The sequence below is a fragment of the Curtobacterium flaccumfaciens pv. betae genome (assembly GCF_026241855.1).
GTDB classification, from domain to species: domain Bacteria; phylum Actinomycetota; class Actinomycetes; order Actinomycetales; family Microbacteriaceae; genus Curtobacterium; species Curtobacterium flaccumfaciens.
In genome coordinates, this window is sequence record NZ_JAPJDC010000001.1 from 2,377,379 (window position 1) to 2,388,651 (window position 11,273).

The window sequence follows — 11,273 nt, forward strand, 5'->3', positions numbered from 1 at the left end:
CGCACGGCGGCGCGCCGTGAACCTGTGGGCGCGCTCACTGCACGGTGCGGGACGGGCGGAGGTGGTCGCCTTCCGGCGCCTTCGTCGCAGGCTCCTCAGGGGCGCAGTCGCACGGCGCTGGCGCGCCGTGAACGCTCCTACGCCCGCTTCCGCAGCTTGCGGCGTTCGCGCTCGGAGAGGCCGCCCCAGATGCCGAAGCGTTCGTCGTTCTCGAGCGCGTACTCGAGGCACTGCGCCCGGACCTCGCACGAGGTGCAGATCTTCTTCGCCTCGCGCGTGGAGCCGCCCTTCTCGGGGAAGAACGCCTCGGGGTCGGTCTGCGCGCAGAGCGAGTCGACCTGCCAGGCGAGCGGGTTCTCCTCGTCGTCGGTCTCCGGACGTCGGACACCCGGGACGCCGAGCGCCACGGGATCGACGTGCCAGTCCTCCGGAACTCCGGCGTGGAACTCGGAACCGTTCACCCTGATCACCCCTGCCGCCTCGACAACGAACCCCAACTCTTGCGGCCGTTGCCTGTAATTACAGCGGTGTCATTCGCCTGAGTCAAGTCGCGGATCATAGAAGGCACTGACCGCTCCAGCGTGTCATGTCCCCCGTTTGGGCGTGTCGCGCCGCACAGGTGGGCCTTCCGGGGGACAACTGACGCGTCCTCAGGCGCTCAGGAGGCGCTGCGACGGGCCTCCCACGCGCTCGACACCATCTCGTCCAGGGAGTGCCGCATCGCCCACTCGAGGTCACGGGCGGCGGCCTCGCCGGTCGCGACGATGCGGGCCGGGTCGCCGGGGCGCCGCGGTGCGATCTCGGGGTCGAAGGCGATCCCGGTGCCCGCCGCCATGGCGTCCATGATCTGCCGGACGCTGACGCCGTCGCCGCTGCCGAGGTTGTAGGCACGCTCGAGCGGCTCCCCCGCCTCGAGCTTCCGCGCGGCCACCGCGTGCGAGTGCGCCAGGTCGGCCACGTGCACGTAGTCACGCACGCAGGTGCCGTCCGGGGTGGCGTAGTCGTCGCCGTTGATCCGCGGGGTCCGGCCGGCGAGCAGCGCGTCGAAGACCAGCGGGAACAGGTTGTGCGGGCTGGCGTCGTACAGGTCGGGCTCCCCCGAACCGACGACGTTGAAGTACCGCAGCGACGTGGTGGTGAAGCCCGCGGCGACCTCCATGTCGCGCAGCAGCCACTCGCCGATGAGCTTCGACTCGCCGTAGGGCGACTCCGGGTTCTTCGGGGTGGACTCGACCACGGTCTCGACGTCCGGGGTGCCGTAGACCGCCGCGCTCGACGAGAACACCGCCTTGGTGACGCCGGTCTCGGCCATCGCACGCAGCAGGGTGGCCATGCCGGTGACGTTCTGCTCGTAGGTGTGCAGCGGACGCTCGACCGAGACGCCGGCGTACTTGAACCCCGCGACGTGGACCACGCCCGTGACCTCGTGCTCGCGCAGGGTGCGTGCGACGAGCTCGCCGTCGAGGATCGTGCCCTCGACGAACGGCACGTCGTCCGGGACGAACGCGCGGAAGCCGCTCGAGAGGTCGTCGAACGCGACCGTGTCGATGCCGGCCGAGCGCAGTGCTCGGACGACGTGGGACCCGATGTACCCGGCACCGCCGGTGACCAGCCAACTCATGCTCGCCACGCTAGCGGACGTCGGCGACGCCCCGGTCGCGGCGCCGGTGTCGCGCCCTAGGCGCCGGTGGCGATGAACACGGTGGACGTGATGCCGTCCGACGAGTCCGCCTCGACCGTCACGTCGCCCTCGTCCGGCGTGACGAAGCACGACTCGCCCTTGCGGAGCAGGGTGGCGGACTTCGCGCCGACGAGCGTGACGACGCCCTCGGTGCAGACGGCGATCGACGGGCCGACCAGCGGGGCGACGCCGCCGGTGCTCAGTCCCGCGGGGCGACCGTCGCCGTCCACCCGCAGCAGCGCGAACCCGACGCCGTCCGGCGCGAACCGGTCGACGCCCGGGGCGATGCGCTCCGGCTCGAGGACCGGGGCCGGGTACGCGGTGAAGTCGAGCACCCGCAGGAGCTCCGGTACGTCGACGTGCTTCGGCGTGAGCCCGCCGCGCAGCACGTTGTCCGACGGCGCCATCAACTCGATACCGAGCCCGTCGAGGTAGGCGTGGATGTTGCCGGCGGGCAGGTACATGGCCTGCCCAGCGGCGAGCGTCACCCGGTGCATGAGCAGGGAGACGACGATGCCGGGGTCACCGGGCCAGCTGGTCGCCAGGTCGCGGACGGTCGCGGTGTTCGGGGTGAGCAGGTCGTCGTCGAGCGAGACGGCCAGGTCGCTCGCGGCCTGCACCACGGCGAGCGCCGACTCGTCGGCGGTCTCGAGCCAGCGGACGGTGTCCTCGAGCCCGTGCAGCAGGTGCACCTCGAGCGGACCGAGCCGTCCGGTGCCGGCGTCGAGCACGCGCACCTCGGCCAGGGTCTCCTCGACGGGGCGGAAGCCGCTCAGCGCCTCGAACCGCTCGCTCAGCGCGACGACGAGCTCGGGCTTCGGGAACGGGTCCTTGTAGTTGCGTGCCGGGTCGTCGAGCGGGATCCCCTCGCGCTCCTCGCGGGCGAACCCTTCCTCCGCCTGCTCCGGGGTCGGGTGCGCCTGCAGCGAGAGCGGTGCCGCCGCCGCGAGCACCTTGAGGAGGAAGGGCAGGTCGGTGCGGTCCGGACCCAGTGCGGTCTCCGGCTCGTCGGCGATCCAGTCACGGAGCGTGTCGGCCCCGCCGACCATGGCCGGGTTGACGACGACACTGGGGCTGCCGGCGTGGGCGCCGAGCCAGAGCTCCGCCTGCGGGGCACCCGTGACGGTACGGCCGAGGAGCTCCGGGATCGCGGTGACCGAGCCCCAGGCGTAGTCGCGGGGGGTGTTCGTGATGCCGAGGAACATGGGCCAGAGCCTACCGGCGCGGCGCGCGACACTAGAATCTCCGCGATGTCTGCAAGCACGGTGGAACCGCCGACCCGAGGATCCCTCCGCACCTCTTCGCCCCGGTCGACCGACCCGACCCGGTGGGACATCCAGGGGCTCCGCGCGTTCGCGGTCCTGGCGGTCGTGCTCTACCACCTCTGGCCGGCACGTCTGCCCGGCGGGTTCGTCGGCGTCGACGTGTTCTTCGTCATCTCGGGTTTCCTCATCACCGGACACCTGCTCCGCGAGCTCACCGCCACCGGCCGGATCGGGCTCGCCGGGTTCTGGGCGCGCCGGGCGAAACGGCTGCTGCCCGGGGCGTTCATCACCATCGTCGCGACCGGTTCCGCCGTCCTGCTGTGGGTGCCGAGCGCGCTCTGGGGGCAGTACGGACGCGAACTCATCGCGTCGACGGTGTACGTGCAGAACTGGCAGCTGGCAGCCGACTCGGTCGACTACCTGGCGCAGGGCAACCGGCCGTCGCCGTTCCAGCACTTCTGGTCGCTGTCGGTCGAGGAGCAGTTCTACATCGCGCTCCCGCTCCTCCTGCTCGCCGCACTGTGGGCCGCTCGCCGCATGCGCCGATCGGGTGCCGACCCGGTCACCGTCACCCGGGTGCTCCTGGGGGCCGTGGTCGTGCTGTCGCTCGCGTGGAGCATCATCCAGACGCAGACGGCCCCGGGTGTCGCGTACTTCTCGACGGCGACCAGGGCGTGGGAGTTCGCGCTCGGCGGCCTCGCCGCGACCCTCCCCCTGACGGCGCCGCGGACGACGCCGGCGCGGTCGGTGCGCATCGTCGGCGCGTGGCTCGGCGCAGCGGGGCTGGTGGTGTCGTTGTTCGCCATCACCGCGTCGACGCCGTTCCCGGGCATCGCCGCGGCCCTGCCCGTCGTGTCGGCCACGCTCGTCGTGCTGTTCGGTGGGCACTCCGGCCTGCAGCGCGTCGGCCGGTCCACCCCGGTCGCGTTCCTCGGCCGGATCTCCTACGCGGTCTACCTCTGGCACTGGCCCGCGGTCGTCCTGCTGCCGATCGTGCTCCGCCACGACCTCACGACGAAGGACCGGCTCGCGATCCTGGTCGGCTCGGTCGTGGTCGCCGCCGTGACGACGCTCGGCATCGAGGAACCCCTGCGGTTCTCCGCGCGGGTACGGTCGCTCCGCCCGCGGCGGGTCGCGCTGTACGGCGTCGTCAGCACCGCCCTCGTCGTGGCGCTCGGTGCCGCGTCGCTCACCGCCCTGCACGTGCAGCAGGTCCAGGCGGCCGAGTTCCAGGAGCGCCTGAGCACCGGTGACGTCCGGTGCTTCGGAGCGGCGGCACTGATTTCGTCGTCCGATCCCTGCGTCAACCCGGCGCTCGCGGAGGTCCGCGTCCCCGCTCCCGCGAACGCCCTGGAGGACGACTCGAACCGGCCGGCGTGCTGGTCGAACGACTCGAGCGCGTTCAACGTCTGCGCGCTCGGCCCGAGGTCCGGCTACACGAAGCACCTCATCGCGATCGGCGACTCGCACAACAACGTCTTCGTGGACACGTACGAGAAGATCGCCGAGGCGCGCAACTGGCGCATCGACGTCGCCGGGCACCAGAGCTGCTACCTCACCACGGCGGTGCAGAGCGCCGGCTCGCAGAAGCAGGTCGACGACTGCAACGCGTGGAAGCAGAACGCGATGGCGTACCTCCGCTCCCACCCGGACCTCGACGGTGTGATCGTGACGCACTCGACCGGCAACGGGCCGGTCGAGCCAGCGGCCGGCGAGTCCGAGGAGGACGCCGTCGTCGGCGGCCTGGTGCAGGCGTGGCAGGCCGCGGCCGACGTCGGGATCCCGATCGTGGCGCTGCGCGACAACCCGGGCGCGCGACCGGACATCGTGGCCTGCGTGGGGCAGATGTCCGGACCGACCACCGACGAGTGCGACTCCAGCCGTTCGGTCGGGTTCACCCTGTTCGACGGCTCCGAGCAGGCGGTCGCCCGGATGCCGGACAAGGCGCGCCTGATCGACCTGTCGCGCTACTACTGCACCGACACGATCTGCCCGGCGGTCATCGGCGGCGTGCTCGTGCACCGTGACCGGACCCACCTGACGAACACCTTCGCGGTGACCCTGGCCCCGTACCTCGGCGACGAGATCGCCGGCGCACTCGACACGTTCGGCGGCGACGGTCGTCGATGAGCACGTACCCTGACGTCGTGACGAACACCTGGCCGCTGTCCCGCGGGACCGTCCCCGAGCGCGAGGCGTTCTCCTTCGGGGCCACCCTGCTGTTCGTGCTCTTCGCCGGGGACGCCGTCCCCAACACGCTCACGTGGGTGGGCGGGGCGGTCCTCTGGGCGCTCGTCGCCGCGTGGGGTGTCTCGATCCTGGTCCGGGCGCGTCCGCCGATCGTCCGGACGCCCTGGGCGCTCTGGTTCTTCCTGGGCTGGTGCCTGGTGTCGGTGGCGTGGTCGCACTGGCGTCTCGCGACGCTCGCCAGCATCACCGCGCAGGTGATCTGCGTCGCGGTGGCCTTCGCCGTCGCGTCCACCCTCACCTGGCGCCGGATCCTGGACGCGCTGAGCCTCGCCATGCGCTGGGTGCTGCTGGTCTCGCTGCTGTTCGAGGCGTTCGTGGCCGTGGTCGTGCGCCACCCGGTCGTGCCGGTCTGGACCGACTACGGCGACCGGGACATCCCGGACGCGTTCTACTTCTCGCGGGCCGAGCTCCTGACCGGCGGACGCATCCAGGGTCTGCCCGGCAACGCGAACCTGCTCGCCATGGTTGCCCTGCTCGTCGCCATCGCCGTCGCCGTGCAGTTCGCCGAGGGGCGCATCCGGCGGAACCGTGCCGTCGGCTGGCTGGTCCTGGCCGCCCTGGTGCTCGCCCTCACGCGGTCGTCCACCGTGCTCGTCGCGGCGCTCGTCGTCGTGGTCGTCCTCGTCGTCGCGCTGTGGATCCGGAGCGTCCCGACCGAGCGGCGGACCCCCAGGTACCTGGTCGTCCTGCTCGGGGCCGCGGTGGTCGCCGTGGTCTCGTCAGCGGCGAGCGGAGCCGTCTCGGAGCTACTCGGCAAGGGTGCCGACGCGACGGGCCGCGGGCAGATCTGGGACCGCGTCCTCGGCCTGGTCGATCAGCACCCGGTGCTCGGGTGGGGCTGGATCGGCTACTGGTGGCCGAGCATCCCGACGCTGGCCGACCTGGCGCACCGGAAGGGTGTGACCTACCTGCAGGCCCACGACGCGTACCTGGACGTGTGGATGCAGACGGGGTTGATCGGGCTGGTGCTGTTCGCCGTGTACGTCCTGACCACCCTGAACCGCTCGTGGTCGTCGGCGACCCGCATCGGGTACGGGGCGACGCAGGTCCCACGGCCGTTCGACCCGGTGTCCCTGCTGCCGCTGCTCGTCGTCGTCGCACTGCTCGTGCAGTCCGTCGCCGAGTCCCGGTTGCTCTACCAGGGCAACTGGGTGCTGTTCGCCCTCATCGCGATCAAGACGCGCATCGTCCTGGTCGGCGAGGAACCCCACTCCACGGGCGACGGCCCACGCACACCGGCCGCACGACGCGAGTTCCGGCTGCCGACCGGGCGCTGACCGCCTCCCCGGACACGGACCGAGCACACCGGGGCCGTCAGCGCTCGAGCAGTCGCGCGCACGGCACCCGTGCAAGCCACGGTGCTTTCCGGACGGCGACCGCACCCGTCGGGTCCCCGTCGCACGCCGCGACCGCCGCCGGGATCTGTGTCGCCCACACCGGACCATCGCTCCGGCGGGTCGGGCCCGGCCCGACGTTGCCCAGCGTGGCGACGACCACCACGGCGACGACGCACCAGCCGGTCAGGAGACGGACGAACCGGGTCGGCGACGAGCCCGAGGCCTTCCGCCTCGGCTGCTCCCCCAGCAGGACGCTCGCCGCGACGACTGCGCCGGCGAGCAGCAGCAGGCCGGACGCAGCGGCGTAGCGCAGCGGCGGGACGGCCGCGAGGGCCGCGGTCGGCGCCGCCCAGGGCTGCGCCTCGCCGCCGTTGGCGTACAGCGCCGCCCACCACAGGCCGCCGGACGCCACGGCGAGCGCCACGATCACCCACCGGGCTCGCCACTGCGCGACCACGACGGCGGCGACGAGCACGGCGGTCAGGAGCAGGACGGGGACGACCACGACGCCCCAGCCGTGCGTCACCACGGAGCGGACGGCGGCTCCGACGTCGGGGTTCCAGATCCCGGCGACCGGCTGCAGCACCCAGCCGGCGACCACGTCGGCGATCGTCGGCGAGCCCGCGGTGCGCGAACGGTGATCGGTGGCCGCCGTCACGATCTGTGCGACGCCTCCGGTCAGGGCGACCACCGTGACCGGGACGGCGCGGGGCCACGCCCGGGCTCCGGACGGATCCCGTGGCGGCCACCACGCGAGTCCGAGGAGCGGGAGGAACAGCACCGCCTGCAGCTCGGAGAGGACGACGAGGCCGGTCAGGACGGCGACGACGGCGGAGCCCCACCAGGTCCGTGCCCGGTACGCGAGCAGCCACGGCACCGCGAACAGCAGGAACCAGTGGAGGTTCGCGGCGTTCCCGGCGATCTCGAACGGGGCGAGGGGCAGCAGGGCGGGCACCGCGGCGAGCAGCGCACGGAGCGGCCACTGCGGCACGACCTCGCGGGACAGCACGAACACGGTCGCCGCCACAGCCCCGACGACCAGGCAGGCGCCGACCGACAGCGCCCGGGCGTACTCCTCGACGGGCACCGACCAGGCGACGTCGACGAGCACCCGCGGCACGAGGTGCAGGTACCCGGCGTACGGGTGCAGGAGGGAGTCGACCGGGCCGAGGGCGAGGCGTTCCCGGAGGAACACACCGCCGTCCTCCGCCCACACGGTCCCCCGGGTCGCCGGACCGAGGCGCCACCACGTGAGCGCGGCCACGACCACGCCGACCACGAGTGCGGCGCCGACCGCGCCGAGGGCGTGGAACGGGCGGGAGATCGTGCTCGCGGGGCGCTGCATCGTCGGACGACGCTAGCCGGTTCATCACGGATCAGCGATATCGACGCTCCGCGATGCCCGGCTCCGAGGTGCGTGCGCCAAGATGGTCGGGTGACGGACGGACGGTTGACGAAGCGTGTGCTCGCGCGCCGCTACCTCTCCGCGTGGGTCGGGTTCTCCGCCGGTGGACGGTTCAGCCAGGCGCTCGCGACGGTCATCGTCCTGTTCGCCTTCGGCCAGCCGACGGTCGAGGCGCTCGTCGGCCGTGCCGGGGTCTGGGCCGTGCTCGTCGCCCTCGTCGTCCTCGCCGGGCTCAGCCTGCTCGGCCAGCGCTACCGGATCGAGTGGCACGGGGTCCTCCCGCTGTCGCTCCTGGCCCTCGTCGGCTACTGCGCCCTGAGCGTGCTCTGGAGCGAGTACTCGTGGGTCGCCCTGCGGGGGCTCGTCAGCACCGTCTGCTTCATCGGCCTCGGCCTGTACCTGGCGCTCGGCCGCGACCTGGTGCAGCTCATCCGGGCGTCCGGCGACGCCTTCCGCATCCTGCTCGTCGCCGCGCTCGGCCTCGAGGTCCTGTCCGGGCTCGTCCTCGACCTGCCGATCCCCGCGTTCGGGATCCAGGGCACCATCGCCTACGGCGGCCCGATCCAGGGCATCGGCGGCACCCGCAACTTCATGGGGTTCATCGCGGCGATGGCCCTCGTCACCTTCGTCGTCGAGTTCCTCACCCGCTCGGTGACCACCTGGCGGGCGATCGGGTCCGTCGCCCTCGCCGTGATCGCGCTGATGCTGGTGCAGTCCCCCATCACCGGTCTGGCGATGATCGCCCTCGCGGTCACCGCCCTCGCACTGTGGTCGCTGCGGCACGCCCGCCCGACGACACGGCCCGTGGTCAACGGGGTCCTGGGCGGGACGGTGCTGCTCATGGTCGCCGTCGCCGTGCTCGCCCGGCACCGGGTCCTCGCCGAGATCGGCGCAGCGGGCGGTACCGCGACACGGCTCGACCTGTGGTCGCAGATCAGAGTGTTCATCGGCCAGTACCCGATCCAGGGCTGGGGCTGGGTGGGGACCTGGCCCCAGGAGGCAGTCGTCCCGTACGTCACCTTCATCGACCCCGCCGGGCACCGGTTCACGTCCGGGCTGAACGCGTTCATCGACGCGTGGCTGCAGATCGGTCTCGCCGGCACGATCATCCTCGGGCTGACGGCCGTGCTCGCGTTCGCACGCGCGTGGGTGACGGCGACGACGTTCCCCGGCGTCGCCTACGTGTGGCCGGCCGCCGTCCTGGTGCTCCTCGCGGTCACCAGCACGGCGGAGAGCTACCTGCTGCACGGCGCGGGCCTGATGGTCTTCGTGGCCGTCCTCGTCATCGCGGCACGACGTCGGTCGTGGCGTCGGCACCTGCCACGCACCTGATCGCCGAGCCGTGTGCCGACGGACACACCACCGCGCCGTCGAACGCGCTCCCGTCACCGGGTGCCCCTAGACTGCCCGGGACCGTCAGGGGGACGGTCCTCGTCGTCAAGGAAGCACCACATGCGCCTGCACCGCCGCCTCGCTCTCGTCCTGACCACAGCGCTCGTCGCCACCGGCGTCGCCGTCATCGCACCCGCGACGGCGGCCGACGCCGCAGCTCCGGCGACCGGTCGCTACACGCCGATCGACACGACGCGCGTGTGGTCGGGCGCGCTCGGCACGACGCCGAAGGCCGTGAAGATCGCCGGTTCGGCCGGGGTGCCGACGAACGCGACCGCCGTCGTCGTCAACGTCGAGGTCGCGAAGCCGACGGCCGCCGGCTACGTGCGGGTGACGCCGGCCGGCAAGGACGCCACCGTGGCCACCCAGGACTTCGCGGCCGGCCAGACGATCGCGAACCTCGTGACCGTCCGCCTGGTGAACGGGTCGATCCAGGCGAAGCTCTCAGCGGGCACCGCGAGCGGGTACTTCGACGTCGCCGGCTACTACGCCGACGGCGCCGGCGCGACGTACACCCCGCTGGACGCCGCCCGCGTGTTCAGTGGCCCGGTCGGCACCACCCCCGTCCCCGTGCCGCTCGCCGGCCGCGGCGGGATCCCCGCCGACGCCACGGCCGTCGCCGTCAACGTCGAGGTCAGTGGGCCGACGACGGCGGGCTACGTCCGGGTGACGCCCGCCGGGCAGGACCCGCAGGTCGTCACGCAGCTGTACTCGGCCGGGCAGTCGCTGTCGAACCTCGCCATCGTGAAGCTCGTCGGCGGTGCGGCGCAGGTGAAGCTCTCGAAGGGCTCGGGGACCGTCTTCATGGACGTCGCCGGGTACTACTCGAACGCGTCGACCGGTTCGGTGTTCGTGCCGATCGACACCACGCGCGCCTTCGCCGGAGCCGTGTCGACGACCGCGGGCACCGTCCGGCTCTCCGGCGTGGCCGGGGTCCCGGGCACCGCGACCGCCGTCGTCGCCAACGCCGAGGTCACGAAGCCCACGACGGCCGGGTACCTGCGCCTCACGCCGGCCGGACAGGACCCCCAGGTGGCGACGCAGCTGTTCGACGCCGGGCGGCCCGTCGCGAACCTCGTGATGGCCAAGGTCACCGGGTCGAGCGTCGACCGCCGGGTGCAGGCCAAGGTCTCGCGCGGCGCGGCGCAGCTCCACCTCGACGTCGCCGGGTACTTCCTGGACGGCTCGAGCGGGACCGGCTTCGGCGCCGACGTCTCGTGGCCGCAGGGCGGGTCGCCGTCGGACTACCCCGTCGGCCAGGCGTTCGGGATCGTCGGTGTGAACGGTTCGCTGCCGAACCAGGACAACCCCTCGCTCGCCCCGCAGCTCGCGTGGGCAGCCGGGTCCACGGGCGGGACGTCGCAGCCTGCGACGCAGCTCTACGTGCTCGCCGCGAACCCCGGAAAGGCCGCGTCGGTCTGGCCGCGGACGAACCGCGACCCGGGTGGCACGACGGTCACGAACCCGTACGGCACCTGCACCGGCGGCTACGACCAGGCGTGTTCCTTCATGTACGGCTACACCCGAGCGTACGAGGACACCCACACCCGTGGGGTCCCCAACCCGTCCTCCCACCGCTGGTGGATCGACGTCGAGACGGGGCTGTCCTGGCTGACGGCCGCCGACGCGAAGGACCACCAGACGCAGAACCGCGCGGACATCGAGGGCATGGTCGCCGCCCTGCGGGCCGCCGGGGTGTCCACCGTCGGCATCTACTCCACCGGGTACCAGTTCTCGCAGATCGTCGGCACCGTGCCGACGTCGTCGCCCCTGCGCGGACTGCCGAGCTGGCTCGCCGTCGGCGAGGACGGGGTGGCGGCCGCGCAGAAGGCGTGCTCCGGTGCCGGGCTGACCGCCGGCAGCCAGGTCCGGATGGTGCAGTACGTGGTCGACGACCAGGACCGCGACGTCACCTGCGTCTGAGCCGCGACGAGCGCCGGACC

The 11,273-nt window shown here is 72.6% G+C and carries 8 protein-coding genes; 4 read left to right on the forward strand and 4 right to left on the reverse strand.

Annotation, left to right across the window (positions count from 1 at the left end):
* Positions 1-137 precede the first annotated feature (137 nt).
* From ORG17_RS11145 to manA, 3 genes are all read right to left on the reverse strand, one after another.
* Positions 138-470 carry a WhiB family transcriptional regulator gene (locus ORG17_RS11145; protein ID WP_081827389.1) on the reverse strand — a complete coding sequence of 111 codons (333 nt, stop codon included), beginning with the start codon at positions 468-470 and terminating at the stop codon, positions 138-140.
* Between the two features lie 188 nt (positions 471-658).
* Complete coding sequence (gene galE, locus ORG17_RS11150; RefSeq protein ID WP_110861386.1) at positions 659-1,621, reverse strand: UDP-glucose 4-epimerase GalE; 963 nt, start codon at positions 1,619-1,621, stop codon at positions 659-661.
* A 56-nt stretch (positions 1,622-1,677) separates the two neighbouring features.
* Positions 1,678-2,886 (reverse strand): mannose-6-phosphate isomerase, class I, encoded by a 1,209-nt coding sequence (manA, locus tag ORG17_RS11155; RefSeq protein WP_035808868.1) that lies wholly within the window; start codon positions 2,884-2,886, stop codon positions 1,678-1,680.
* A 45-nt stretch (positions 2,887-2,931) separates the two neighbouring features.
* Here manA and ORG17_RS11160 point away from each other — a divergent pair, with 45 nt between their 5' ends.
* Entirely contained in the window at positions 2,932-5,076 is a 2,145-nt protein-coding gene (locus ORG17_RS11160; protein WP_214525898.1) for an acyltransferase family protein, read from the forward strand.
* Positions 5,073-6,473, forward strand: a complete 1,401-nt coding sequence (locus tag ORG17_RS11165; RefSeq protein ID WP_214525900.1) for an O-antigen ligase family protein — start codon at positions 5,073-5,075, stop codon at positions 6,471-6,473. Before ORG17_RS11160 ends, ORG17_RS11165 begins: the two co-directional genes overlap by 4 nt.
* Before the next feature lie 37 nt (positions 6,474-6,510).
* Here the strand turns inward: ORG17_RS11165 and ORG17_RS11170 are convergent, their stop codons facing one another.
* Positions 6,511-7,878, reverse strand: a complete 1,368-nt coding sequence (locus ORG17_RS11170; RefSeq protein ID WP_214525902.1) for a hypothetical protein — start codon at positions 7,876-7,878, stop codon at positions 6,511-6,513.
* A gap of 90 nt (positions 7,879-7,968) precedes the next feature.
* Here ORG17_RS11170 and ORG17_RS11175 point away from each other — a divergent pair, with 90 nt between their 5' ends.
* Positions 7,969-9,270, forward strand: coding sequence for an O-antigen ligase family protein (locus ORG17_RS11175; RefSeq protein WP_214520455.1), 1,302 nt, complete (start codon positions 7,969-7,971; stop codon positions 9,268-9,270).
* 120 nt (positions 9,271-9,390) lie between these two features.
* Entirely contained in the window at positions 9,391-11,253 is a 1,863-nt protein-coding gene (locus ORG17_RS11180) for a glycoside hydrolase family 25 domain-containing protein (protein ID WP_214525903.1), read from the forward strand.
* Positions 11,254-11,273: the final 20 nt, after the last annotated feature.